General features: G+C 57.9%; 19 protein-coding genes, 1 tRNA gene and 1 pseudogene. 10 read left to right on the plus strand and 11 right to left on the minus strand.

The features are described from left to right. Positions 1-64 precede the first annotated feature (64 nt). Complete coding sequence (locus OZX75_RS06575; RefSeq protein WP_277145856.1) at positions 65-757, minus strand: L-ribulose-5-phosphate 4-epimerase; 693 nt, start codon at positions 755-757, stop codon at positions 65-67. A 259-nt stretch (positions 758-1,016) separates the two neighbouring features. On the opposite strand from OZX75_RS06575, the gene OZX75_RS06580 reads away from it, so the two are divergent. From OZX75_RS06580 to OZX75_RS06590, 3 genes are all read left to right on the plus strand, one after another. Continuing rightward, a tRNA-Ala gene (locus OZX75_RS06580) sits at positions 1,017-1,089 on the plus strand. Positions 1,090-1,280: 191 nt separating this feature from the next. Beyond that, a complete protein-coding gene (locus tag OZX75_RS06585) occupies positions 1,281-1,601 on the plus strand; it encodes a hypothetical protein (protein WP_277145857.1) in 321 nt (106 codons plus the stop codon). A gap of 8 nt (positions 1,602-1,609) precedes the next feature. Further along, on the plus strand, positions 1,610-2,437 hold the full coding sequence (locus OZX75_RS06590) for a zeta toxin family protein (RefSeq protein WP_277145858.1): 828 nt from the start codon (positions 1,610-1,612) through the stop codon (positions 2,435-2,437). A 213-nt stretch (positions 2,438-2,650) separates the two neighbouring features. Here the strand turns inward: OZX75_RS06590 and OZX75_RS06595 are convergent, their stop codons facing one another. The 9 genes and pseudogenes from OZX75_RS06595 to OZX75_RS06635 form a co-directional block, all read right to left on the minus strand. Next, positions 2,651-3,568: an HAD family hydrolase gene (locus tag OZX75_RS06595; protein WP_277145859.1), complete on the minus strand. Its 918-nt coding sequence runs from the start codon at positions 3,566-3,568 to the stop codon at positions 2,651-2,653. A gap of 409 nt (positions 3,569-3,977) precedes the next feature. Next, a pseudogene (locus tag OZX75_RS06600) lies at positions 3,978-4,541 on the minus strand (heat shock protein transcriptional repressor HspR); the annotation flags it as partial. 413 nt (positions 4,542-4,954) lie between these two features. Continuing rightward, positions 4,955-5,995 (minus strand): DnaJ C-terminal domain-containing protein, encoded by a 1,041-nt coding sequence (locus OZX75_RS06605; protein WP_277145860.1) that lies wholly within the window; start codon positions 5,993-5,995, stop codon positions 4,955-4,957. Between the two features lie 127 nt (positions 5,996-6,122). Then, positions 6,123-7,016: a nucleotide exchange factor GrpE gene (gene grpE, locus OZX75_RS06610; protein WP_525930236.1), complete on the minus strand. Its 894-nt coding sequence runs from the start codon at positions 7,014-7,016 to the stop codon at positions 6,123-6,125. A gap of 2 nt (positions 7,017-7,018) precedes the next feature. Then, positions 7,019-8,923 (minus strand): molecular chaperone DnaK, encoded by a 1,905-nt coding sequence (gene dnaK, locus OZX75_RS06615; RefSeq protein WP_277145861.1) that lies wholly within the window; start codon positions 8,921-8,923, stop codon positions 7,019-7,021. 447 nt (positions 8,924-9,370) lie between these two features. Further along, the gene (locus OZX75_RS06620; RefSeq protein ID WP_277145862.1) at positions 9,371-10,063 is read right to left on the minus strand and encodes a helix-turn-helix domain-containing protein; all 693 of its coding nucleotides are present in this window, start codon (positions 10,061-10,063) and stop codon (positions 9,371-9,373) included. Between the two features lie 264 nt (positions 10,064-10,327). Further along, the gene (locus OZX75_RS06625; protein ID WP_277145863.1) at positions 10,328-11,002 is read right to left on the minus strand and encodes a hypothetical protein; all 675 of its coding nucleotides are present in this window, start codon (positions 11,000-11,002) and stop codon (positions 10,328-10,330) included. 495 nt (positions 11,003-11,497) lie between these two features. Then, positions 11,498-13,159 (minus strand): MDR family MFS transporter, encoded by a 1,662-nt coding sequence (locus tag OZX75_RS06630; RefSeq protein WP_277145864.1) that lies wholly within the window; start codon positions 13,157-13,159, stop codon positions 11,498-11,500. 776 nt (positions 13,160-13,935) lie between these two features. Beyond that, entirely contained in the window at positions 13,936-15,660 is a 1,725-nt protein-coding gene (locus OZX75_RS06635) for an MFS transporter (RefSeq protein WP_277145865.1), read from the minus strand. Between the two features lie 205 nt (positions 15,661-15,865). On the opposite strand from OZX75_RS06635, the gene OZX75_RS06640 reads away from it, so the two are divergent. From OZX75_RS06640 to nrdE, 6 genes are all read left to right on the plus strand, one after another. Next, complete coding sequence (locus tag OZX75_RS06640; RefSeq protein ID WP_277145866.1) at positions 15,866-16,753, plus strand: TetR/AcrR family transcriptional regulator; 888 nt, start codon at positions 15,866-15,868, stop codon at positions 16,751-16,753. A gap of 815 nt (positions 16,754-17,568) precedes the next feature. Further along, positions 17,569-18,201, plus strand: coding sequence for a hypothetical protein (locus OZX75_RS06645; protein ID WP_277145867.1), 633 nt, complete (start codon positions 17,569-17,571; stop codon positions 18,199-18,201). A gap of 46 nt (positions 18,202-18,247) precedes the next feature. Further along, on the plus strand, positions 18,248-18,784 hold the full coding sequence (locus tag OZX75_RS06650) for a hypothetical protein (protein ID WP_277145868.1): 537 nt from the start codon (positions 18,248-18,250) through the stop codon (positions 18,782-18,784). Positions 18,785-19,092: 308 nt separating this feature from the next. Then, complete coding sequence (nrdH, locus tag OZX75_RS06655) at positions 19,093-19,368, plus strand: glutaredoxin-like protein NrdH (protein WP_277145869.1); 276 nt, start codon at positions 19,093-19,095, stop codon at positions 19,366-19,368. Positions 19,369-19,426: 58 nt separating this feature from the next. Continuing rightward, positions 19,427-20,014, plus strand: coding sequence for a class Ib ribonucleoside-diphosphate reductase assembly flavoprotein NrdI (gene nrdI / locus OZX75_RS06660; RefSeq protein ID WP_277145870.1), 588 nt, complete (start codon positions 19,427-19,429; stop codon positions 20,012-20,014). Positions 20,015-20,197: 183 nt separating this feature from the next. Next, positions 20,198-22,357 carry a class 1b ribonucleoside-diphosphate reductase subunit alpha gene (nrdE, locus tag OZX75_RS06665; RefSeq protein ID WP_277147484.1) on the plus strand — a complete coding sequence of 720 codons (2,160 nt, stop codon included), beginning with the start codon at positions 20,198-20,200 and terminating at the stop codon, positions 22,355-22,357. Between the two features lie 165 nt (positions 22,358-22,522). On the opposite strand, the gene OZX75_RS06670 is transcribed toward nrdE, so the two are convergent. After that, complete coding sequence (locus OZX75_RS06670) at positions 22,523-23,593, minus strand: LacI family DNA-binding transcriptional regulator (RefSeq protein WP_277145871.1); 1,071 nt, start codon at positions 23,591-23,593, stop codon at positions 22,523-22,525. A 277-nt stretch (positions 23,594-23,870) separates the two neighbouring features. Here OZX75_RS06670 and OZX75_RS06675 point away from each other — a divergent pair, with 277 nt between their 5' ends. After that, positions 23,871-26,582, plus strand: a complete 2,712-nt coding sequence (locus OZX75_RS06675) for a family 78 glycoside hydrolase catalytic domain (RefSeq protein ID WP_277145872.1) — start codon at positions 23,871-23,873, stop codon at positions 26,580-26,582. Positions 26,583-26,725: the final 143 nt, after the last annotated feature.

The following is a 26,725-nucleotide window of genomic DNA, read 5'->3' on the forward strand; positions in this document are numbered from 1 at the left end:
CCGGAAGGCGAAGGTGTACAAAAGTACATCGAGTCTTCTGGGGGCCTTTTGACGCTCCGTGTCGTCAGTGCTGGCCGTAGACGTTCTGGTAGCGGTCGTTAAGCTTATCGATGTCTTCCTGCGCAATCGGGATGATATCGCCGAGCTGCTTGGCGGCCCACATGGTGTGCGCCACCTCTTCGGTCATCGCGGCAGCCTTGACGGCGGCCTCAGCGTCCTTGCCGATGGTGAACGGACCGTGGTTCTGCATCAGAACAGCCGGCGAATGCGGGTACTTCTTGAGCGTCTCGACCACGCCCTCGCCGATGGCCTCGCTGCCGATGAGCTTGAACGGGCCGACCGGAACTGGGCCGCCGAACTCGTCGCCCATCATCGTCAGGCCGCACGGAATGTTCTGGCCGGTGGCCGCCCAGGCGGTCGCATAGGTGGAGTGAGTGTGCACGACGCCATAGACGTCAGGCATATTGCGATAGATATAGGCGTGGGACTTGGTGTCGGAGCTCGGCGCAGCCAGGCCGTCGACCGGGTCGCCGTTCAGATCGCAGACCACCATCGATTCCGGCGTCAGGCTCTCATAGCGCATTCCGGAGGGCTTGATCACCATCAGATCGGCAGTGCGCAGGCGCTGGGAGACGTTGCCCGCAGTCCATACCACAAGGTTCCACTTCAAGAGCTGCTCATGCAGGGTGGCGACGACCTCGCGCACCTGCTTGACTTCGGCACGAACCTCGGGTCCGAAATCGTCTAATGTAGTCATTGCTATTCCTTTCAACCGCAATCACCTCAGACGCACCTATTCGCGTCACCGGTGACCGACCGTATTATTGTTACATTTCCAATTTACAGCACCTATGTTACCGCTCACATAAAGGTTATTGCAATTCGCATTCAAGAAATTACCATCATTTATCACTTTCGCCCCATCCGAAGTTTCGCTCACAACCCGCCGAATTGTACTTGGGACCGGGTTGTACTAGAATATGTAACGTTGTCTTGAGTGACGAACTCAAAGGCATGGGGCTGTAGCTCAGTTGGTAGAGCGCTTCGTTCGCATCGAAGAGGTCGTGGTTTCGATTACCATCAGCTCCACAAGCAAGGTTTCCGGGATTTCTCGGAGATTTTTTTGCAAATGTATGCCCAATACAGTGCTTGAGAATCGCTCTGCCAATGGTTCAAATCCGTCGAAAAACGAAATTTATTACCCTCACAGGGAACAATACATGGTAAAGTCTGTTATACAGATTTTGAGAACTCCTATCAGCAGAAAGGCAGCAGGCACTATGAGCACGACAAGCGATCCCATGATCTACGACGTCATGCGCGAAACGTCCAACAAGCTCGTGGGCACGTACCTGTACCGGCTGAACCATACCAGCGACCTGCAACAACAAGACTCGCTGAAAAGCAGGATTTCCGCTGTCTATTCATTGGTCAAGAACATCAATCCAAACGATCAACAAACAATCCTTACCGCTACCAGCCAGTTCGCAAGCCTCGCCAAAGAGCAGAGCACATTGATCCAAGTGCAAAAGGATCATTCGATTCATCCGCTGACTACGACGCGACATACCGATAGTCGGGTCGTCGCTTCTACACGTTGAGCGCATATATGCTGACAGCCAGTCAGCTCCAGCATATTTTCACTTCACAAATCATCCCGTTCAAACTCGGCGAGCCCGAGACTGAAGGCGCTCCTACGCTGTATATGGTCGGAGCACAACCCGGAGCAGGAAAGACCAAAGCTATAGCGATTATTGGTCAGCGTACGGGCGCGACGGAAGTCAATGGCGATGACCTTCGTGTGTTTCACCCCGACTATTATGACATCCTGCGCCGGCAACCGACAAAAATGCCTGAGCTGACACAGCCCGCTGTCAATACTTGGGTAGAGATGAGCCTCGGCTACCTGATGAATCGGCACGCTGATACTATCGTTGAGACCACATTCAGGCACGCGCAGGCGAATATCCCCACATTGAAGGCTTTTCACGATTCAGGTTACAGGACGAAACTCGTCGCACTAGCCGTGCCCCAAGCCCTGTCGCTCATGGGCATCATCACGAGATACATCGGCCAGGTCGAAGAAACCGGGAACGGACGTTGGACCAGACCGGAAGCTCACGATGAGGCTATACGTCTCATTCCGCAAACCCTACGTCAGCTTGCTGCCACCGGATGTGTAGACAATATAGATATCGTCGATCGAGACGGGAATATTTTATTGACGGGTCAACCGTCGAATGGCGATACCACCAAACTCATCGACAATACGCTTGCAGAGCACAGCAAACTCGATGCAGTCACACCGGAGCAAGCATTGCTCTTCCGTACCAACCTGAGCAAAGTCGAATCATTCTTATCATCGCACAGCAATCAGCGCGCACTCGTTAAACCGGTATATGAACGTCTTCAACAAGCCGAGCAGGAGATGCCGTAGCAACCGCACTGACGACTTTCAGACCCCGAAAATACGTTTTAGGTACACATACAGGTACACAAGAATTCAATAAGACCGGTAATCGTTGAAATATCAACAGATTATGCGATTACCATCAGCTCCACTCTTAGGGTTTTCGGGATTTCCCCAGAAGCCCTTTTTCTTGCCAGTTTGCCAGTGTCTACAAGGGTTTTCAGGGGGGGCGCCGAAACTTTATTGCTTTATAGTTGCGAGGCGCTGCTCGACGTATTCTTCGAGAATTTCGGCGGTGAGACCGTCGTAACTGTTGAGGGAGGCGAACTGGGGGCCGGCGGACGTGTCCGTCTTGATGAAGCCCATTTGGGCGATGGTCGTCGCGCCCGAGGCGACGGCCGCCTCGATACCGGTCATCGAATCCTCAATGGCGATGCACTTTGCCATTTCCTGGCGGAAAGCAACCAAGCGCGTATCACCCGTAGATCCTGCTGAACGCTCAGCAGCGGAATCGCTCTGATTACCGAATTTGCCGATACTGTCGGAATCCGATACACGATTTGAAGCACCATTGTCACTATCGGTGTCGCTGCCAGACCGAGCCTCCATCCCGTTGACTGCGAGTATCTCTTCCGGAACCTCAATGCCCACGACCTTTGCGGCGGCAAGATACGGCGCGGGGTTAGGCTTTTTCGGCAGATCGTCGTCGCTGCATACATAGCCGACGAACGCGCCAACGGGTGCCTGACGCACCAGATTCTCGGCCATGCGCCGCGGCGATGCCGTGACCAGAACCGACGGAATTCCGGCGGCAATCAGCGAGCGCAGCACATCTTCGACCCCTGCGATCCAAGGCATATGTTCCGCTTCCTTGCGCGCCACGCCTTCGATCATCAACCGCGCCACTTCACTGGCCGGCAATTGCGTGCCTTTGTCGACCATCAGTTGCGCGACCTGCGGAACCGGCTTGCCCGAGCAGGTCCAGCCGATATCCTCGCTCCAGTAGCCGCCGTGTTCTCGGGCGATGTCCATCTCGACGGCATGCCAGTAAGGCTCCGAGTCGATCAACGTGCCGTCCATATCCCACAGCACGGCCTTCAGCATTCGGTCTGAACTCGCCCCATCATGTTGTTGCCGCAAAGCCAATGAAAATGCCACCTTGTTCTATCCGTTTATGCCGACTGATTTATACATACATAACTGTGATACATGCTATCAGCATCGTCTTATATTTTGTATATCTCTATCATGCCATAAGCACTCGCTTTAGCCATATCACCCATTACCCAGCTCATTACGCAACCTATTACACAATCACACAGGCCAAAATACGGCAGAAAAGACCAAACTGGCCGGTTTCGGTTACTATGCCGAAGCCTCGTCTACAACCGCTCGAAGAACCTCTTCACGGAATCCACGGAATCACTCAGTCGAAATAGTGGCCCCAGACGACCAGCGAACGAGGGTCGACGAACGGGTCGGCATACGGCTCGCCATCAGGCTTCGCGGCGTGGCGAGGCTTGTGGGTCGGTTGCTCTTGCGACGCAACGGATCCGGATCCGGCTTCATCCGATTGCGCACCTGACGCATATGGATTGGTGGCATCGCTGGTGGCATCGTTGGCATAATACGGCCGCCCCGGAAGCTCGCGGGTACGGGCTTGAACGTCGTGACGCCAGCGACGAGCCTGACGCGAGCGCTGGATCTCGGTGATGTCGCCGTCGGAATCGGCCGCGAAAATGCTGGAACCGCGCGGGCGTTCGAGACGCTTCACCTCGCGCCGCAACTGGCGGTTCTCCTCCTGCAGCTCAAGAATCCGCGAGATGCCGGCGAGGTTGATGCCGTCTTCCTGGCTCATCTGCTGGGCCTCGGCGAGCTTGTGCACATCGCGCAGGGAATAGCGGCGGGCGCCACCTTCCGTACGCTGCGGGACGATGAGCCCTTGACGGTCGTATTGGCGCAGAGTTTGGGGGTGGATGTCCGCCAGCTGCGCGGCACGACCGACGCTGAAGACGGGCAGGTCGATATCAAACCCGACGTCATCGGCACCGTCCAGATCGGCACGGTGCTCGACCAACGCAACGGCGCACAACCCGTACAGCGCCCGCACTTCTTGAGTTATCCGGGCCATCGCATTCACCTCCGCTCATCTTTGTCTACCACTTTATTCATTCCGTATGGCATTGACTTCAATATCCATCAATACCATACGCATTGCCTATCCAACTCAAAACTGCTTGATTGGCCTACCCGCAAACTTTCCAGACGGTCGCGAATAGACCAATCAGACAACCCAACGCCAGACCTCGGCGAGACGACGATTATCGCCACCTGCCAAAACGATATGTCAAAACATATCGCAACCGGCATCCGTACCAGACCAACGACTCGTTCATATCTAACCGTTGACTCGGTTTTTTATTATCAGGTTTGGCGGCCGACCCACAACGGGCCAACCGCCAAACCAATTACCACAACGTTCAAAGCCGAATACCATTACTCCCTTACCCGGCCTTTACGCTTTTCGTGCCTACGCGACGCGAATCATTCGCGTTCTTTGGCCACCTCGTCGATGAACTCGCCGGAATTTCTGTCGAATTCCTTGGCATCGTGCTTCTGCGCCATGCTGGGCCTGCTCGGCACGCGGATTTCGACGCGTCCGACCAAGTCACCATCACGGCCAGGAACACCCTTGCCGCCGACACGCACCTCGGCACCGCTCGATGTGCCCGCCGGCACACGGAACGTGACCTCGTTGCCGTCGAAGTCCAGCGCCTTGACGCGGGCACCAGCCACCGCTTCACCGATGGTGACCGGAAGCGGCATCACGATATCGTTGCCATCGAGGCTGAATTTCGTGTCGTTCTTCACATGAATCTGCAGGTACATATCACCTGCGGACCCGCCGTTGGAACCGAGCTTACCCTTGCCAGGGAGCCGAATCTTCTGGCCTTCCTTGACGCCGGCCGGAATGTGGGTCTTGAACTTACGTCCGCCTGCCTTGAGCGAAACGGTCGCGCCCTTCACAGCCTGACGGAAGGTCAGCGTAATCTTCGAGTTGCGGTCCTCGCCGCGCACCGGACGCTGCGGTTCGCGGTAGGTGCTCGACCCGCCGCCCGCGCCGTAGGGCATGCCCGAGCCCGCGTAACCGCCGGCACCCTGGCCGGCAGCATTACCGAACATCGAGAAGATGTCGTTGAGGTTGGTCGGACCGCCACCGGAGGTGGAGAAGCGAACCCCGCCGGGGCCGCCCGCACCGCCGCCGAACATCGAGCCGAAGATGTCGGAGAAGTCGGAGGCACCGCCACCGAATCCGCCTTGTCCGCTCCCGCCGGCGAACCGTGCGCCGCCTCCCGCGAACTGGCGGATCGCGTCATACTTGCGCCGCTGGTCGGCGTTGTTGAGCACATCGTAAGCCTCCGAGATGTCCTTGAACTTCTCCTCGGCCTCTTTGGTTTTGTTGAGATCGGGATGGTACTTGCGCGCAAGCTTGCGGTACGCCTTGGTAATCTCCTCGCTCGTCGCGTCCTTGGAGACGCCGAGCACCTTGTAAAAATCTTTATCTAGCCATTCATTTTCAGCCATATCATTGCCCTCCTTTTCGGGCCCTGAGCCGGTACATTGTCTGCAACGACCTCACCAAACGATAAGTGCGACCCTCCGGCCACGCGGGGAATCGCACTTGTCGCATTACATCGTTGCCTCAAACCCGCTAGGCCTTGGGGGAAGCCACCACCACACGGGCGGCCCGAATCACGCGGTCGCCGATGCGATAGCCCGCCTCTACGACGGTGTCCACAGTCTCTTCGGTCGCGTCGGCATCCGGTTTGTGAAGTATCGCCTCGTGCTTGGTCGGATCGAAGGTCTCGCCCTTCTTGCCGAACTTCTCCACGCCGAACTTCTCGAACGTCTTGTCGATCTTGTTGGCCACGGCGGTGAACGAATCGTCCATATCGCTATGCTCACGGATGCGGTCAATATCGTCGAGTGCCGGGAGCAACGCGGTCAACACGTCGATGATGCCGTGCTGGCGGAAGATCTCCTGCTCTTTCTTGGAACGGTTACGGAAGTTGACGAACTCGGCACGCTCGCGTTGGAGCGCCTCGAGATAATCCGCGGCCTCCTTCTTCGCCTGTCCGAGCGGGGTCAGCGTGTTCTCGCCATCCTTGTCGCTCTTGCCATCGGTTGCATCGTCAGCACTACCGGTCTTATCCGACTTATCTGCATCGCCGTTTGCGTTATCGCTTTCGGTTGCACCGTTGGCGGCGCTGGCTTGACCATTGTCAGTAGACTGGCTGGCAGCCGTTTGCGCGGAACCGTCGTTCACGTTCGTATTGTCGTTCTTGGCAGCTGAGGCGGCAGTATCCTGTGGATCCTGCTTCGCTTCGTCGTCGGCCTTGCTATTCGACTGTTCGGAGCTCATTGTTTCACCCGCCTTTTCGCCGGTCGTTCCGGCGTGAGTACGCTCGGGTTCGCCCGGACCGGCCCCATCCGCCGGACCGCCGAATCCCGCGTCCGACGCATCGAACCCAGCCAAACGGCTGAGCCATGCGTCGTCGGGATCCGGCAGATCCTTCAGATAGTCGTCCTTATCGAACCCGGACACGATTACTTGTTGTCCTTCTTGTCGTCGTCATCGTCCACGACTTCGGCGTCCACCACGTCGTCGTCATCGGACGAGGACGAGCTGGAGCCAGCCGCGCCGGCAGCGCCCGCAGCAGCGCCAGCACCTGCGGCACCAGCGGCACCTTCGGCACCCTGCTGCGCATAGAGCGCCTGACCGATCTTCTGCGAGGAAGTGGTCAGCTTCTCCTGAGCGGACTTGATCTTGTCGATGTCGTCGCCCTTCAGCGCTTCCTTCAAAGCGTTGACATCGTCGGTGACTTCCTTGACCACGTCATCGGAGAGCTTGGCCTTGTTGTCGTTGACCATCTTCTCCATCGAGTAGGCGAAGGATTCGGCGGTGTTGCGGGTCTCGGCGTCTTCCTTGCGCTTCTTGTCGTCGGCCTCGTGGGCTTCGGCTTCCTTGACCATGCGGTCGATCTCGTCCTTGGGGAGGGCGGATCCGCCGGTAATGGTCATGGACTGCTCCTTGCCGGTGCCCTTGTCCTTGGCGGAGACGTGCACGATGCCGTTCGCGTCGATATCGAAGGTGACCTCGATCTGCGGGACGCCACGAGGAGCCGGAGCGATGCCGGTCAGCTCGAAGGTGCCCAAAGGCTTGTTATCACGGGCGAACTCGCGCTCACCCTGATAGACCTGAATCAGCACGGAGGGCTGGTTGTCCTCGGCCGTGGAGAAGACCTCGCTGCGCTTGGTCGGGATGGCGGTGTTGCGGTCGATGAGCTTGGTCATGATGCCGCCCTTGGTTTCGATGCCCAGCGAAAGCGGGGTGACGTCAATCAGCAGGACGTCCTTGCGGTCGCCCTTGATGACGCCGGACTGCACCGCGGCGCCGACCGCCACGACCTCATCCGGGTTGACGGACTGGCTCGCTGCCTTGCCACCGGTGAGCTCCTTCACGAGTTCCTTCACGGCGGGCATACGGGTCGAGCCGCCGACGAGGACCACATGGTCGATGTCGGAGACCGAGATATTCGCATCGTGCAGCACGTTGTTGAACGGCGTGCGGCAACGGCCGAGCAGATCGGAAGTCATTTCCTCGAAGTGTGCACGGGTCAGCGTCTCATCCAGGTGGACAGGCGTGCCGTCGGGGGTCATGGCCAGATACTGCATCGAGATCGAGGTCTCGGTGGAGCTGGAGAGCTCCTTCTTGGCCTGCTCAGCGGCTTCCTTCAGGCGCTGCAGCGCGATCTTGTCCTTGGACAGGTCGACGCCGTACTTGTTCTTGACTTCGCCGACGAGCCAATCGATGATCTTCTGATCCCAATCGTCGCCGCCGAGCTTGTTGTCGCCGTTCGTGGCCTGCACCTGAATGGTGGCGAAGCCGTCGTCATCCTTGCCGATCTCCAGCAGGGACACATCGAAAGTGCCGCCGCCAAGGTCGAAGACCAGGATGCGCTCGTCTTCCTTGCCCTTTTCAAGGCCGTAAGCCAGAGCCGCAGCCGTCGGCTCGTTGATGATACGCAGCACGTTCAGGCCCGCGATCTTGCCCGCGTCCTTGGTGGCCTGACGCTGTGCGTCGTTGAAGTATGCAGGGCAGGTGATGACCGCATCGGTCACCGGCTCGCCCAAGTAAGCCTCGGCATCGCGCTTGAGCTTCATCAGCACCTGCGCGGAAATCTCCTGCGGAGTCCACTTCTTGCCGTCGATATCCACCGACCAGTCGGTGCCCATGTGGCGCTTGACCGAGCTAATGGTGCGATCGACGTTGGTCACGGCCTGACGCTTGGCGACCTCGCCGACGAGAATCTCGCCGGACTTGCTGAACGCGACCACCGACGGGGTGGTGCGAGCGCCCTCGGCGTTCACGATGACCGTGGGCTCGCCGCCTTCGAGCGTTGCGATGCAAGAGTTTGTGGTACCCAGATCAATACCTACTGCACGTCCCATATTCGTTTCTCCTTATTCGTTACGTTTCACATCTGTTCGCTCGGGTCCGGCGTCGCGGCGCGACGTTCGTTTCGTCGCTCGCGGCCCGCATCCAGGTTCGCACCTGTTACGCTTCCAAAACCTGAGCCTACTACACTCAACTTTTAATCTCAAATTATATTCCCGATTTTCCGAAAAAACTTGAGTCTTTTTGGCTCAACTTTTTGAAATCAGGGATTCTATAGCTGTAAAACGCTGAAATTTCAAGGATTTGATAACTTATAAGGCATAAAATGATTCCGAATAACAATCTTGGTCGACGTTGACTATTCTCGCGCAAGCCGTCAAATCACGAATTATTTCTCCTTATTGGCAAAGGTTAACTTACACTAACCCATGGTTACCAAAAGAGAGAGGCGAATACGTACATATTATCTTTGGCAGCCAAGAGTTAGTGCGAGTGCACAATCACAGAAACTTGTACGAGAACAGACCCATTACGGCGCCGACGAAAGCGCAAATAATCGCAATGACAACAATCTGCTTGGTACTTAGCGGCTTGCCCTTGCGCGACGAACGATCGACCTCATCCCCCGCCAGATATTGGCGCAGCTCCTTATATGTCAGCACATCGATATCACGTTGCAACTTGTAGCACCAGCCGACCGCAATAAGGCCGCACAAATAGAGCACCATGCTAATGGGCGCGAACCATCGCCATGCCTGGGCAGGGCCTTGGCCTTTGACGACCATCAGCACCGTCATCACGAGCCCCGCCGCGATAAACACGCACCCCACAATGAACAGCGTCAGTATGCGTGTGCCGTTGCGCTTGATTTCTTCGTTCATAGTTTCCACATCTCCTTTGACCAGTTCGTCCAGTGTGATGCCGAAAAGATTGCCGAGCAGCAGGAGGTTCTGCACGTCCGGGTAGGTGCGGCCGGTCTCCCAGTTCGAAACCGTCTGACGCGAAACAAAGATCCTGCCAGCCAGATCATCCTGCGACAGACCCATCGCCTCACGATGCTCGCGAATCTGACCGCCCAGCCGCATCTCAACCGCCATTACCCCGCCTTTCCCGTTTGAAGCAGAAACCATCACCGAACCGCCCCAAATCATTTGTTCACCAAGCGACTGCACAATCTGCGCGGAATTCTGCAAACTATCTATCTTCAGCTTACAGAATCCAAGCGCAACAGACGTGAGCAACCGCAGAATCACTCATGAACATTGAGTGAGTTCAGCCGATCCGCCGGCAATCATTCCGACGATTTCAAGGTAACCCGCCGTGGCCGGACACTCCAAGCCAGAACGCGAAAAATCCCTGCCAAAAGTCTTTGACATGGCGGAATTCCAACGATTTCAGAACCATACACATCTTCCGTACTAAAAGCAGCAATTCTAAACTCATTTCATAAACGAGAGTCATGCACAACTTGGACGGCCACGGCGCAACTCGGCGACACGCGACTTCTGCTGAATCCAACGAGCCGCCTTCGGATCAATCACGTTCGCAAGCCATATGACATTTGTATATTGCTCGTCAAGATAGACGTTCTCAGTCTTGACATTGGCGCTGACTAGGGGCTCTTGATGACTACACCGATTACGCATAGCAAGTAAACGCATAACATGAATCTCAAATTCCTTGCGGCGCCGAGAACGATAATACGGCATCCCACCATTTGCTGGATCACGCAATGCTTTCCAAACTGTAGGCTCCAATTTGCGAACCAGTAGAAAACGCCACGAATCTAAAGACAAACCAGCAACCACTCTATTCGCAGTGACTTCATGCCCGTCATAACCAATACGTCGTTTGACTCGACCTACCGCTTTCTGAAACTCGTAGTCGAAACCAAAGTAGGCCGCAGCGTCATACCAATTTGATTGGCCACACGCTTTGGCCAACCTCCGAGAGATAAAGTTGCGCAGCAACACTTCAACATGAGCAATATCTTCAAGATAAGCCTTCGACAGACGCGTATTCCACACGTACAAGGCCACCGGATCCAACGCAGCGTCTTCGTAGCGTCGCATCCGCTCAGCAGAGAACCAGCGACGCAAATCCATGAGCGTAATTTGCGTTTCATCCGTCATACATTCTATACTAGCAAGTGCAAGGCCCCGTGAAAGTCACTCATGCGAAACATCATGAAACTCCGGGGTCAATTCATTCACAAGTATAGGATTTCTCCGAAAAACAAACAACAACAATGTTATTTTTAAAAACGTGGAAATCAAAATCCACTTGAATCCAGTAAATATCGCTAAACCGTTGCGATATATGCCATTCAGCTCTCAAATTTTACAATTGTCATCAACTCTATTGATCAATTTGCATAAGTTCTATTAGTCAATCTGCATCAGTTTTCCTGTTACCTGTAACAAAGTTAGAACCCACATTATGCAATGGCGATAGGCCAAGATACGAAACCCTGCCGACAATCCTTAAGAAAAATCGGCAGAGCAGGTTAATTGACATTGCACGCTCGCACTTTAGCGTGGTTACAAAAGGCGAATCGGCGGAATACCGCGAAAACCGGTTTTGCAACCACGCCAAAGTGCGAGCGTCGCTGACCTATATCGTCCGGATCACCGCTCGATGGTGGTGGAGAGCTCCTTTTGGCGCACGAAGAAGAAGACAAGCACAGCGGCGACCATGAACGGGACCATCCACAGGAAGATGGGCAGCAACGCGCTGTTGTAAGCATCGACGATCGGGGTGCGCAGCATGTCGGGCAGAGCGTTGACACCGCTCGGGGTGAGGTTGCTGGCACTCAGGTGCGAAGCGGCACCTTGCATGGCGGCCAGGCCCTTGGCCGAACCCGCACCAGCAGCACCGGCAGCACCTGCGCCGGCGGTCGCCGAGCCAGCGGCACCAGCAGCGGCCATGTGAGCCATCGCGGTCGCGAGATTATCGTGCACGAAACCGGTAAGCCTCGAGGTGAAGATGCCGCCGACGATGGCCGTGCCGATGGTGGCGCCGACCTGCTTGAAGTAGTTGAACGAGGCGGTCGCGGTGCCGACGATGGAGGCCGGGAAGGCATCCTGCACGATGAGCATGAGAATCTGCTGGCCGAGGCCCAAACCCAAGCCGAAGACCACCGTGTAGAGGCAGAGCATCCAGATCGGCGAATCCGGCTTCAGCGTGGAGAGCAGCACCAAGCCAACCGCCATGATGGAGGTGCCGACGATCGGGAAGACCTTGTACTTGCCCGTCTTGGAAACGAGGGCGCCGGACGCGATCGAGGTGACGAGCACGGAGGCCATCATCGGCGACATCAGCAGGCCGGCCTGGGTGGCGGTGACGCCGGTGGTCATCTGGATATAGGTCGGCAGGTAGCTCAGCACGCCGAACATGGCCACGCCGATTAAGAGGGCGCCGAGCGTGGCGACGTCGAAGTTGGAGTTGCGGAAGAGATTCATCGGCATAACCGGTTCCTTGACCTTGAGCTCCACGGCGATGAAAGCGGCGATCAGCACGGCGAGCGAGACGATGACCTCGGCCCAGTTCCAGGTGTGCGGCTTGCTGGCGTTGGTGCAGACCAGCACGACGATGACGGTGATCGCGGCAATCAGGGCCATGCCAAAGTAATCGATATGGGACTGATTTTCACGGCTTGGCTTCGGCAGATGCAGGAAGACGGACACCGCCGCGAGCGCCAGGACGCCCAGCGGAAGGTTGATCCAGAAGGCCCAGCGCCAGCCCGGGCCGCTGGTGAGCCAGCCGCCGATCAGGGGGCCGGCCACCGAGGAAACCGCGAAGACCGCGCCCATCACGCCCATGTACTTGCCGCGCTCACGGGCGGGCACCACGTCGGCAATGGCGGACTGGGAGAGGATCATAAGGCCGCCGCCGCCAAGACCCTGGATGACGCGGGCGGTGACCAACAGGTTCATGCTGCCGGCCAGACCGCCCACGGCGGAACCGCACATGAACAGCGCGATGGCGATCAAGAGCAGCGGCTTGCGGCCGAAGAGGTCGCTGATGCGGCCATAGACCGGCATCATCACGGTGAGCGCGAGCCCATAGCCCGTGATGACCCAGGTCATGCGGTCGACGCCGCCGAGGTCGCCGACGATGGTCGGCATAGCGGTGGAGAGCACGGTCTGGCTCAATGAAGACATGAGCATGGTGACCATCAGGCCGATGAAGACGAGCGTCACGTCGCGCTTCGACGGACGCCCCGGCCGCGTCTGCTCGCCGGCGTCGGCGGATTCAGCGCGATGCATTGCATAGACAACAGAAGACATGGCAATCCTTTGCGAGTTAGAGGGTGGAGCCGTCTTGTTGCGCTTGGAATCATGCGCCAGAATACGTGCTGGAACCGGCTTTGCGCCTTGCCGTTGCGAAGTTCGTCGGGTTCAAATCCGTTCGACGCCGACAGCGAGCCGGCAAATGCCATATGACACCGAGATGGAACCCAACGGGAATGCGTATTCTGGCCGCTTTAACCTCACAGGGAATGCAAAAGGCCGGTATCGCGCGAGCGAAAATCGCCCTTGACGCAATACCGGCCACAGACTTACGACGGCCTAAATTTCTTTTCATTGGCAGGTTATCGGTTGATGCCGCATCAGCGCAAGCCGATTCGCTGTGACGTTTGTCATACCTGAAAATCAGAGGTTTCGGCGAGCGTGTCTAATTGATACGACCATATCGATATTTTCGAACGGTATTTGGCGCAATAGCAGCCTTTTCGGCATACCGAGATTACTCGCCAGCCGTCATCACACCAGCCGCGCAACGATTTTCGACACCACGAAACAAGACCGCAGGAATCAGCCTGCAGCACAACTCTCTGCGCTACCAGCGTATTTACTTTGACTGACGAGTTACGCGACAGACCACCTTTGGTTTCATCGTGCGCCTGCTTTAATTGAAAAAACTCAGCTCAATATCATTTCCCGCGCCCACACCACAACATATGACGTCCAAGACCTAAAGCGGGGCATGAAAAACAGAACGGCCATGGCCGGCCACTTTGTGTTTCAATGCCCCGTTTTCAGACGATTTGTTCTGCTTGTCTCTACTTCACTTTGTCACGCTTAGCGGCACGGGCGACCCAGACCGAGGCGATCAGGCCGATGGCGAGCAGGACGATGGCGGCAACCAGCGTCCATTGGCCGGCGCGGGTGAAGGCGGAGGTCATCGCGTCGACCACCTGCGGGCCGAGGGCACCGAGCTTGCCGTGGGTGCCCTGGGCGCGGATGCCGACGATGGCTGAGCCTGCCGAGGCGTCGAGCGACTTGGTGAGGCCGGAAACCAACTGTGAAGGCAACCCGCGTACGCCGGAAAGCGCGGACGGCGCGATATTCGTAACCATCACCGAAAGCACCAGGCCGGCGAGCGCCGCACCGATGCCGGTGCCGAGCTGACGGATGGTCGACTGCGTCGCGGACCCTTCTCCCGACTGGGCTACGGGCACTTCGGAAAGTACAAGGCTGGTGAGTTGGGCGGCGGCAAAGCCGAGTCCAAGACCGTAGAGCACGAACGGCACGAGCATCCATGCGACCGGCAGGCCCGGCCGCATCATCGCCATCAAGATGACCACGCTCAAAATCTCGACGATCAGGCCGAGCTGCACGGTGTGCGGCGCACCGATTTTCGCGGTGACCGGACGCGCGAGACCGCCGGAGACGATGGCGCCGAGGCCCATGACAGCCAAAAGCGCACCGGTCGGGATCATATCGAGGCCACGCACATTAATAAGGTAGAGCGGCAACACGAACATGATCACGAATTCGCCGGCCTGAATCGCGCCCGCGGCGATGTTGCCCATGGCGAAGGTCGGGATTTTAAAGAGCGACAGGTCAAGCATCACCGGCAGTGCACGGCGGGCGCGGCTGTTTTCGGTGTAGATGAAGAGCGCGAAGAAGACGACGCCGAGCACGATGCAGATCGGGATGACCGAAACCGGCCAGCTCGCGCCCCACTTGAAGCCGAACACGGCAAAGTCGCCCTTGGGGTGCCACCAGCCGTAGGTCTGACCTTCAATCAGGCCGAAAAGCAGGAAGGCGGAACCCAACGCGGAAAGCACGACGCCCAGCGGGTCGAAGCCGTCGGGTTTGGCGGCAGACTTGGAGGAATCGGACGCGGCCAGTTTCTGTGCGGCGGCACCGAGCGCGGAGGCTCCGGCCTTGCCGCCGGTTTTCGGCACGAAGAAGATGGCCGAGATGAAGACGATGACACCCAGCGGCACGTTGACGAGGAAGATCCAGCGCCAGCCGATGGTCTGGGTAAAGAGGCCACAGAGGAACGGGCCGATGGCCGCGGCCGCGCTCATCACCGAACCCCAGACACCGAAGGCGATGGCACGGTTCTTGCCCCGGAACGAGGCCGAAACGATGGAAAGCGTCGACGGCATCACCAGCGCACCGCCGACGGCCTGCACCGCACGGGCGCTCAGCAGGAGCGTTGCCCCGTTGGACGAGGCGGCCAGAACCGAACCGGTGACGAAGACGACCACGCCGACCTGCAGCGTGAGCTTACGTCCCTTCATATCTCCGAGCTTGCCGAACGGCAGCAGCAGCGCAGCGAGAATGATGTTGTACAGCGAGGTAACCCACTGCGCATCGGTCAGGTTCAGGCCGATCTCGCGGATCATCACCGGAATGGAGACGTTGACGATGGAGCCGTCGAGCACGATCATCGCCAGCGCGAGCGCCAGCACCCACAGCGCGTTCCACGGCGGCTTGGCGGCGGCGACCGCGTCCTTCGGACTGCGGACCTTCCCGTTATCTTGTTGAGTCATCAGTAATCTTCCCCTACTGCCAGTGCCGGTATGCGACATGACTATTATGACAAATCATCAGTAGATGCGTATTTTTGCGACACTATGTCGCAAACCTCGAGCGACTATACGCCTTGACCGCACGCCGCGCAAATCCGCAGCCTCGTTTTAGCCGGAAGCCCAGAAACCAAGGGGTAACGCAGTGCGGACAAGGTGCCCCGATAATATGGAATATAACGATGCCGCCAGCAGCAACGCTACAGAAAAACGAGAGGACGATATGCCACGCATCAATGAGGCCAATCTTGAGGAACATCGCCGTCACACCATGAACGCGCTGCTCGATTCGGCGGAAAAAATCATGCGCGAGCAGGGCGGCGAAGCCCTCACACCAGCCAACGTCAGCCGCGGGGCCGGCATCGCCCGCAACTCGATCTATCGATACGTCAAAGACATGAAGGACCTGCGCCGTCAGCTCATGGCAAGGCATATGCCGCAGTGGGTCGCGGCGCTGGAAAAGGGGCTGGGCGGCGTCACCGATCCCGCGGAAATCATCGTGCAGTGGGTCAAGATCAATCTCGAACAGTCCATTTTGCAGGGTCATGATTGGATGACGCAGATACCGTTGAGCGACGCCGAGACCTATCGCGACGACAAAGATCTTTGGCAGGGACGTGACGACGACGGGCGCAAGGCCGAAAACAACGAAAACCCGGAAACAAAGCCGGGGCCGAGCACGAAATCCAAGAGCGCTGACAGCGACGACAATCCCGACACCTCGGACAACAACACGGCAAACAAAGCAGACGAAAAAGCGACTTCGGCGACCGACATCTTCTGCGGCCATTCAATCCAGACTTCCGGCACGCCCTCCCTTGAGCCCAACCAGCCCAGCCTCCACCAACGCGTCAATGCGCCCATGACCGCCGCGTGGAAGCAGCTGCGATCCACCAGGCCGCAGGTTGGCATCGCCCTCACCGAGGGGTTGGTCACCAGCGGCATGCGACTGCTCAACGGCAAAGAGCATCAAGGCGAAAAGACCCAAACCGCCACCATCCGCGACATCATCCAATCCACACGCGCCATCGTCGAACAGCTGCGCGACGACAAATGACGCAGGAAGCACAGGTCGGAAGTCGCCAATAGTCCTCACCGACAGCGACCCACTTACGCGAAGGAGCCTTTGATGTCCTCGGCCAGCAGCCGCCTCATGGCCGTCTCAACACAAACGGAATAAACATTACGAACCACTCAATGGCGATACTAGACAACATTTTTTTATCACAGCTATCATATAATGATAACAAAAACCCGGTGTATTAACAAGGGAGTTGAATGCCTTACTCCGATACCATTCGCACAACAATCGCAAGGCTTGACCGTAAAACGGCCCAACTCAACGCCGACTGCGAACGAATGCGTCGACGCCTGTCGGGCTTACGCACGCTCAAAACCCACGTAACGAGCCAATTCAACGAATTCAACAACCAACAAGCAGCCCGACAATCCGCAGTTGAAGCAGCAGGGATACGGAGAGTGGAAAATGGCACCTCCCGTTTTCAATAAAGATGGAAGCATCACACGGAATGCCACTAGACAACATAATGGGAAAACACAGAAATACTCACGAACATTTGATCCTAGCCACAGATCAATCTCCATATCAGCCGGCGTTTCACAATCCGTAGAAAGCGGCACCGTCTCCACTGAGTTAGGACTCAAAGCGACCAAAAATACACATTGGCACCACTTCCGCAAACCGCAGCCGGTGCAAGCCCCTGTAAAAGTCCCAGTCCTGCATCTGCCTGATTGGCAACGACAGCCTGTGCGTGAACCAGTTCCCGGTCGCACGCCCGCTCCAGTAATTCCACCATTCATTCCGCCATTCATTCCACTTCCCGTCCCCGCATTCTGAAAGGAGCAAACTCCATGGCACCACGTCACCCACAACAAAAGAGCCGCCTGCGGGCAGCCACCACGCTCCTGATGGCCCTCCTCACCATGCTCTTCGCCACCGCATGCGGCACCACACCCAAAACCGACACAACACCCGCTCCGAAGCCACAACCCAAGACCGAGAAAATCACCTACCCAGCACAATCCATGCGTAGCTTCGGATACAGCAATGACGCGCGCGGATCCCGCAAAGCAGCCAAAGACCTCAAGGACTCAGGAGACTTCACCGACGCTTACGCCACCAAAAACGGCGACGTCATCATTATCACCACAGAAAAACAACGACAAACCAAAATTAAAAAGAACAACGAATGGATTGCAAACGGGGAACGAACTTTCCGAAAAAGCAATCCCGACTACCGCTACCAGATCAACCAAGACGGAACCGCCATGACCGTATGGACCGACAGGCATCTCAGCCCCAAATCCAGCTCCGGTATCTTCCTACTTGTGCCTATCGGTTATGGTTCCAAATTTTACATGACAGGCCACACCGGCCCATGGGACATGGACATCACCATACGCAACAGCCACACCAGCCAACAAGTCGGGCACTTCAAAGCCTCGCAAAACATCAACCCCGACATGAACACCTTCGGCGACTAACGCAACCTGCTGTCGCCCGCACCCAAAACCACAATTTAGGAGAACCATGAGAAAAGAGACCATCTTCGATGGCGCTGCGACCATTGAGATCCCGGACAATTATGTGCGTTGGAACACCAGCGGCATTCCACGAGCCAATCAAACCAACGACAGCGACGACGGCAACAAGGAACCTGATCCGATCGTCTCGTGGATGGCGCACGGCGCGCTATTCAGATTCCGCGACACCGCCTATATCTCGGGCATCATATTCGACAGACCATGGCCCGGGAACGGTCTCGACAAACGATTGGACGAGTATTACCGCACCGCCATGCGCAGCCTTCCCATGGTCCGTAACGCCGAAATCGCAACACGTCCGATTCCTGACGGTGACGCAAATTTAGAAATCGGCATGCTTCAATACACATTCGCCACTCCAACCCAGGATTGGTTTGCCTGCGTCGCGCTATTACCCGCGAAAGCCCAGGAAGCTGCCATCATGATGATCTGCAAACTCGACCATGCCATCGTGGGCGCGACGGAATTCATGACCATCGCCGATTCCATCGCACCGGAATGGATTGAAACGGAACAAGAGTAAATCGACCAAACCCCCAGACGAAACAACAGGGTCAAATCCTAGCGCGTTGTTAATCCACCGAATTGTCCACTTTTATCCACATTTCAAAGGCGACATTGGGGACAAAATACCCAATTTTGTGACATATCGCACACCGCAAATTCGACACCCGTAAGATCACTATCGCACAACCCTTGCGTTTATTGTCAAAGCACTATATCTAGTGGTTTTTCTAACGACACGCTACTAGAAGTTGGGGTTCAGTTTGGAACTACATCCATGTAGTCTGGTCACTTGAAAGCTTACAAGACATCGATTCGGAGGTTACGATGACCGTTACCGTTTTCACCAAACCACGCTGCCCGCAGTGCGAGGCGACCAAGCGCCAGCTCAAGCGCCAGGGCATTGCGTTCGAGACCGTCGACCTGACCGAAAACCCCTCCACCCTTGAGCAGATCACCCAGGCCGGCTTCCGTCAGGCACCCGTCGTCATCACGCCCGACGCCTCCTGGAGCGGCTACCGCCCAGACCTCATCAAGCAGCTCGCAGCTGGCGCAGTCAAGATCTCCGCCGACGCTAAGACCCAACAGACCGTTCTCGCCTAGTTCGACGATGGACCGGACCAACCAGACCAACCACACAGAACATAGAGAGAAGGCGACGATGGCGGACGCGAGTATCGATGACGCCACCACACACGCAGAACCCGTCACAGGAACCGCGAACGCAGCAACCGAGCCGTACGACGACGAATGCGTCACGCCCAGCGAGCCGGAAGCCAAGGCCAAAGGCGAGCATATCGGCGCCGTGGTCTATTTCTCGTCGGTTTCGAACAACACCGCGCGCTTCATTGAAAGCTGCGGTTTCCCCGACGAGGGCATCAACGTCTATCGCATTCCGCTGCGTCCAAAAGAGGCACCGCTGCAGGTACGCGAACCGTACGTCCTGATCGTGCCGACCTACGGCGGCGGCAACATCGCCAAGGCCCTGCTTCCGCAGATTCGCAAGTTCCTGAACGGGCACAAGAACCGCAGTTTCATCCGCGGGGTCATTTCCTCGGGCAACAGAAACTTCGCCACGGCCTTCTGCGCCGCCGGCGACATCATCTCCAAGAAATGCCACGTGCCGTTCATGTATAATTTCGAGCTTTTGGGCACCCCGGACGACCAGCGTCAGGTGCGCGAGGGCATCCGCGACTTCTTCCTCGACGCGAAGAACAGGCAGAGCGGGCAAGGCCAGCAGCAGCAATAAAGCGGCGATAACACCGCAGCCGCAGCCACAGCCTTAAGCAGTGATAAAAGTTTTGCGCCGCCATCCCTTCCGTTACTTGGAATGGCGGCCATAAAAATTGAATTTGACACCGAATACCATCGCCGTTTCACGACGATCCAAGAAGATAGGAACACTATGGGACTCAACGATTCCGCGCTGAGCATGGACAACACCGTCGAAGACACCGGTTTCGATCCGGAGCATGATTACCATTCGCTCAACGCCATGCTCAACCTTTACGACGAGGACGGCAAGATCCAGTTCGGCAAGGACAAGGAAGCCGAGCGCGCCTACGTCAACTCCCACGTCGCGCAGAACACCAAGCAGTTCGGCTCCACCGCCGAGCGCCTCAAGTACCTCGAGGACAACCTTTATTACGAGCAGGCTGTCTTCGACAAGTACACCCCCGAGTTCCTCGACTCCTTCTACAAGCACGTCGAGGACTTCGGCTTCGAGTTCGAGACTTTCCTGGGCGCTTTCAAGTTCTATCGTTCCTACGCGCTGAAGACCTTCGACGGCAAGCAGTACCTCGAGGACTTCCCGCAGCGCTGCGCCGCCGTGGCGCTCGAGCTGGCCGACGGCGACGAGAAGGCCGCCGTCAAGTACGTCGACGAGATCCTCTCCGGCCGCTTCCAGCCCGCCACCCCGACCTTCCTCAACCTGGGCAAGGCCCAGCGCGGCGAGCCCGTCTCCTGCTTCCTCGTGCGCATCGAGGACAACATGGAGTCCATCTCCCGCGGCATCAACTCCGCCCTGCAGCTCTCGAAGCGCGGCGGCGGCGTGGCCCTGCTGCTGACCAACCTGCGTGAGCAGGGCGCCCCGATCAAGCACATCGAGCACCAGTCCAGCGGTGTCGTGCCGGTCATGAAGCTTTTGGAGGACTCCTTCTCCTACGCCAACCAGCTCGGCGCGCGTCAGGGCGCCGGCGCGGTGTACCTCAACGCGCACCACCCCGATATCCTGCGCTTCCTCGACACCAAGCGCGAGAACGCCGACGAGAAGACCCGCATCAAATCGCTCTCCCTGGGCGTCGTGATCCCCGACATCACCTTCGAGCTGGCCAAGCGCAAGGAGAAGATGGCCCTCTTCTCCCCCTACGACGTCGAGCGCGTCTATGGCAAGCCGTTTGCAGATATTTCCGTCACCGAAAAGTATGACGAAATGCTCAACGATGACCGCATCCACAAGACCTACATCGACGCCCGTGAGTTCTTCATGACCTTGGGCGAGGTGCAGTTCGAGTCCGGTTACCCCTACATCCTCTTCGAGGACACGGTCAACAAGGCCAACCCGATCGACGGCCGTGTGACGATGTCGAACCTCTGCTCCGAGATCCTGCAGGTGCAGGAGCCCTCGACCTACAACGACGACCTGAGCTACGACCACGTCGGCAAGGACATCTCCTGCAACCTCGGCTCCTTGAACATCGCGAAGGCGATGGACGGCGGCCTGGCCGATCCGGTGCAGACCGCGATTCGCGCGCTCACCAGCGTCTCCGACCAAACCCACGTCGACTCCGTGCCGTCCATCAAGCGCGGCAACGAGGAGAGCCACGCCATCGGCTTGGGCCAGATGAACCTGCACGGCTTCCTCGCCCGCGAGCATATGTTCTACGGCTCCGAAGAGGCGCTGGACTTCACCGACATGTACTTCATGACCGTGGCCTACAACGCCTACAAGGCCAGCCACGCCATCGCCGTCGAGCGCAAGCACGCCTTCGTCGGCTTCGAGAAGTCCGACTACGCCAAGGCAGCGGGAGCGGGCAACTACTTCGACAAGTACACCGACGGCAGCCGGACGCTGGCACCCAAGACCCAGACGGTCAAGGACCTCTTCGAGCGCTTCGGCATCCACATCCCGACCGTCGCCGATTGGGAGGCCCTGCGCGACGAGATCCTGAAGGACGGCATCTACAACGCCTACCTGCAGGCCGTCCCGCCGACCGGTTCGATCTCCTACATCAACCACTCCACCTCCTCGATCCATCCGATCGCCTCGAAGATCGAGATCCGCAAGGAAGGCAAGGTCGGCCGCGTCTATTACCCGGCGCCGTACATGACCAACGACAACCTCGAGTACTTCCAAGACGCCTACGAGATCGGCTGGAAGAAGATCGTCGACACCTACGCCGAGGCCACTCAGCACGTCGACCAAGGCCTGAGCCTCACGCTCTTCTTCCCCGCCGGCGTGACCACCCGCGAGCTCAACAAGGCGCAGATCTACGCCTGGCGCAAGGGCATCAAGACCCTCTACTACATCCGCATCCGCCAGCAGGCGCTTGAGGGCACCGAGGTCGAGGGCTGCGTCAGCTGCATGCTCTAAGCCGCGTTCGCACTGATACATAGTCAGCGCGAATCTCAATGCAAGAAAACACAGAAACCCGTCGAGATCACAGAGGTCTCGGCGGGTTTCGTTTACCTTATAATCCTACAAATTTTCCTGGCTTCGGGCTTCATGCCTCGCCGGCAATAACCACGGCAAATCCCCTCACTTGCTCGCGTTCGGGTTCGGTCTGGTCGAGGCGCGGCGCACCAGCTTCGGATCCACCAACGTGGTCATATGAACGTGGGTCTCCGGATTTTCCAATTCGTCGATAAGATGCGTCATGGCCTGCTCGCCCATATCGTTGGCCGGGGCATTGACAACAGTCAAAGGCATTCTGGAACGCATCGGCAAGCGTATGCCTTCGCAACCGACGATACTGATGTCATCCGGAACTTGAATCCCACGTTCAGTGAAATTTTCAATAAGCCCGGCAGCCAACGCGTCACCGCCGGTCACAATCCCATCCGGCCGTTCGTCGGCAGGCATGTCGCTGATCTGCGAACCCAACTGATACCCATCTTCAAAAAGCAGTCCACCCGCATCAAACGTGGAAAACTGAACAGCCGACTTCGCCGCTTCAACCGCCCGCTGCACGCCGAGCTGACGATTCTGTATGGACTCATAGTCAAAAAGATGCGCCGCGAAGAGAATCTTTTTGCAGCCCGTCTCAATCAGCTCCTGAGCGGCCAATTGCCCTACCGACACGTTGTTTTCCATCACCGAGCAAACGGCGCACGCCCCCGTAGGCGAACTGTGGTCAAGCAGCACTATGGGCTTATGCGCGTGCCGAACCTTGGCGATATCCTCAACGGGGTCGGTGACTGTGCTCAACAGAATGCCGCTGACGTCAAGCCTGATGAAGGTCTCGATCAGATCACTTTGCCTGTCTTTGTCCGAGAAAGCGTTGGCTCCGAGGACCTGCATATTCCGGTCTTCGCACACTTCCTGAATACCTTCGAAAATATGGGTGAACAGCGAGTGCTCGATATCCGTCATCACAAAGCCGACCAACGATGAAGCGACACCGGAACGCTCGGCCTGTCCGCTTCCTTGCATATGCAATCTGGGAGGCTTGCGGGGCTCGTAACCCAGCTCCGCGATCACCGCGGAAACCCGCTTGCTCAACGCCGGCGACACCCGATCCGGATAATTCAAATAATTCGATACCGTGCCGATGGACACGTCGGCGATACGCGCGATATCCGAAATACTGACTCTTTTCGTAGTGACCACCAGGATTCCCTCTACCGTTGAACGAATGATATCTGTATCTTATTACCGTCGCCGTATCGACGTTGTCTACTTTTTTGAAATTTCAAATATAGGGACGATTGTTTGAAAATTTCAAAAACTAGTCTTACTATTTAAGTATTCGGTTCATTTCCGTCTATTGACAGCGCCGAAATAAACGGAAATCTGCCTCTGTCGTAGGGACAGCGACCATCGCCACGTCGCTTCAGCGGAGACACACGAAGGCTTTACGACCGTTGAACCCAAGGAAGGATCATCAATGGACAATCACAACGCAACATCATCAACAGACGGGACGACCCTGACGCTCGACCCCACGGCCGCAGCCGTTGGGTACGACGTCCTCGACCTCACCATCGAGCACTTTCCCGGCGACGTGATGGGCATCGGCATTCCCGCGCCGAGAATGAGCTGGGTTTACGACCACAAACCGCCACAGGGCGCGCAGATTCTTCTGAAGATTCGCCGCCGCGTGCCGGGGGGCAAACCCGTCGACGAAAGCACGTACCTGCCGGCGAAGCAAAGCGTCTTGGTGCCTTGGCAATTCAACCAGCTGGTGTCGCGGGAGCGGGTGAGCGCCACCGTTCAGGTCGTCTCCTCGCAGCATGCACCGCTGGGTAAGCCGAGCGACGAGCTGCACTTCGAGATCGGCCTCCTACGCGAATCCGAGCATGTCGCCGATTACGTCGGACCTTCCTGGCCCGAAGCCGAAACCGACCACCGCCATCTGCCGCTGGTGCGCACCGATGTCACCCTGCGCGAAAAGCCCACGAGCGCCCGCCTCTATCTGTCGGCCTTGGGACTCGTCGAAGCGGAAATCAACGGCCGCAAGGTCAGCGAGGACGCGCTGACCCCGGGCTGGACGCAGTACGAAAAGCGCATTCCCTGCTGGACCTACGACGTGACCGACAAGCTCAACGCCGGCGGCAACGCCATGGGCTTCTGGCTGGGCGACGGATGGTATCGCGGGCGCATCGGCTTCGACGGCGGCTATGCCAATTATTACGGGGACCGTATCGGGGTCCTGGCGCAGCTTGAAGTCGAATACGCCGACGGCACCACCGAAAAGATCTGCTCCAATTCGTGGGACAGGCAGTGGAAAGCCACGCTCGGCCCCATCGTCAGCTCCGACATGTACGAAGGCGAATGCTATGACGCCCGTCTCGAGCAGCCCGGATGGTCGACCTACGGTTTCGACGACAGCGCCTGGAAGCCGGTCGCCGAATCGTTCTGCGACCCAGCGAAGATCGAGAATCCCGAGATCCTCTCGATTCGTCCGCAGGAAAAGCACGAGCCGGTGTCCGTCAAGAAGATCGGCGAGCGCAGTTGGCTGGTCGACTTTGGCCAGAACTGTTCCGCACGTATCCGCCTGCACTTGCATGACCTCGCGTCCGGCGACACCGTCACATTGCACCATGTCGAGGTGCTGGAACCCGACGGCTCCATCGCCACCCGCACCCTGCGCCGCGGCCAGCAGCTGGACTCCTACACTTCCAACGGCCAGAACGCCTGGTGGGAACCCCGCTTCGTGATGCACGGCTTCCGCTACGTCCAGATCGACGGCTGGCCCGGCGAGCTGAGCGCGGACGATATGGATTGCCGCGTCTATCACTCCGAGCTCAAACGCACCGGCGAGCTGGAGACTTCCAACGAGATGCTCAACAAGCTGCACCACAATATCGTCTGGTCGATGCGCTCGAACTTCATGAGCATCCCCACCGACTGCCCGCAGCGCGACGAGCGGCTCGGCTGGACCGGCGACATCTGCCTCTTCTCCCCCACCGCGACGTATTTGTATGATGTTCAGGCGTTCCTGAACAACTGGCTGCACGACCTAAGAACCGAACAGGTCAAGTGGGGCACCGTCCCCTACTACGTGCCGTTCGTGCCGCTGGGAGGTTGGTCGCATCCGACGGCCATTTCCGAATGGGGAGATGCGGCGGTCGCGGTGCCGTGGGCGCTTTACCGGGACAGCGGCGACGCCGAGATCCTGCGCGAGAACTACGACCTGAGCCATGACTGGGTCGACGAGGTCGCAGGCTATCTTTCCCCCGACGGCGTCTGGGACCGCAGGCCCGAATTCGTCCTGGGACAGCTTGGCGATTGGCTCGACCCGAGCGCCCCGCCGGACCGCCCGTCCCTGGCCATGACGCAGAAGGAGCTGGTGGCCACCGCCTACTTCGCCCGCAGCTGCAGCCAGGTCACCCGGATGGCGCAGATCCTAGGCAAGGACGACGACGCCAAACGCTTCGGCGAGCTCTACCGACACGTGCGCCGCGGGTTCATCGACCGGTTCAGCAACATGGACGGCACCATGACCAGCGACACGCAATGCGCCTATGCGCTCTCCATCGCCTTCGGCCTGCTGGACGACGATGACGTGCGGCGGGTGAAGGCCGGCAACAGGCTGGCCGAGCTCGTGCGCGATTCGGGCGGCAAGGTGAGCACCGGTTTCGCCGGCACCCCGTTCGTCCTTCCTGCGCTGAGCATGACCGGACACGACGAGGAGGCCTTCTCCCTGCTGGAATCCACCGAGTGCCCGAGCTGGCTCTATCAGGTGAAGATCGGAGCCACCACGACGTGGGAACGCTGGGATTCGATGGAACCCGACGGCACGCTCAACCCGGGAGGCATGACCTCGTTCAACCATTACGCGCTGGGCTCGGTGGCCACATGGATGCATTCGCATATCGGCGGCCTCGAAGCCATCGACGCCGGCTGGAAGCGTTTCCGCATCGCCCCGCATATGGGTGGCGGCATCACCCACGCCTCCACCTCGCATATCACGCCGTTCGGCCGTGCCGCGGTTTCCTGGAAACTGGTCGACGCGCAAGGCGAGGAAAACGCTGCGGGAACCACGCTGGAAATGGACGTCACGGTTCCTGTCGGAGCCACCGGCACGGTGGAACTGGCCAACCATGAGCCTTGCGAGCTGAAGGCCGGCCACCATCGGCTGACCATCAATCTGTAAATCAATCCCGTGCAGGCGTCGAGACCGTATCGTTTCAACGCCTGCACACGCTACAGGTCACGTCTGACGCAATCGAAGCGCAGACAGGACCCCGACCAAATTGTCAAGGTCTCACGAAAGCAACATATCTGGGCCTTACAGCG

This window comes from Bifidobacterium sp. ESL0800 (assembly GCF_029395355.1).
GTDB lineage: Bacteria > Actinomycetota > Actinomycetes > Actinomycetales > Bifidobacteriaceae > Bifidobacterium.

Coding starts and splice junctions, on each gene's coding strand:
- OZX75_RS06575 (WP_277145856.1), bottom strand. CDS start 757: ATGACTACATTAGACGATTTCGGACCCGAGGTTCGTGCCGAAGTCAAG.
- OZX75_RS06585 (WP_277145857.1), top strand. CDS start 1,281: ATGAGCACGACAAGCGATCCCATGATCTACGACGTCATGCGCGAAACG.
- OZX75_RS06590 (WP_277145858.1), top strand. CDS start 1,610: ATGCTGACAGCCAGTCAGCTCCAGCATATTTTCACTTCACAAATCATC.
- OZX75_RS06605 (WP_277145860.1), bottom strand. CDS start 5,995: ATGGCTGAAAATGAATGGCTAGATAAAGATTTTTACAAGGTGCTCGGC.
- dnaK (WP_277145861.1), bottom strand. CDS start 8,923: ATGGGACGTGCAGTAGGTATTGATCTGGGTACCACAAACTCTTGCATC.
- OZX75_RS06625 (WP_277145863.1), bottom strand. CDS start 11,002: ATGACGGATGAAACGCAAATTACGCTCATGGATTTGCGTCGCTGGTTC.
- OZX75_RS06630 (WP_277145864.1), bottom strand. CDS start 13,159: ATGTCTTCTGTTGTCTATGCAATGCATCGCGCTGAATCCGCCGACGCC.
- OZX75_RS06635 (WP_277145865.1), bottom strand. CDS start 15,660: ATGACTCAACAAGATAACGGGAAGGTCCGCAGTCCGAAGGACGCGGTC.
- OZX75_RS06640 (WP_277145866.1), top strand. CDS start 15,866: ATGGAATATAACGATGCCGCCAGCAGCAACGCTACAGAAAAACGAGAG.
- OZX75_RS06645 (WP_277145867.1), top strand. CDS start 17,569: ATGGCACCACGTCACCCACAACAAAAGAGCCGCCTGCGGGCAGCCACC.
- OZX75_RS06650 (WP_277145868.1), top strand. CDS start 18,248: ATGAGAAAAGAGACCATCTTCGATGGCGCTGCGACCATTGAGATCCCG.
- nrdH (WP_277145869.1), top strand. CDS start 19,093: ATGACCGTTACCGTTTTCACCAAACCACGCTGCCCGCAGTGCGAGGCG.
- nrdI (WP_277145870.1), top strand. CDS start 19,427: ATGGCGGACGCGAGTATCGATGACGCCACCACACACGCAGAACCCGTC.
- nrdE (WP_277147484.1), top strand. CDS start 20,198: ATGGACAACACCGTCGAAGACACCGGTTTCGATCCGGAGCATGATTAC.
- OZX75_RS06675 (WP_277145872.1), top strand. CDS start 23,871: ATGGACAATCACAACGCAACATCATCAACAGACGGGACGACCCTGACG.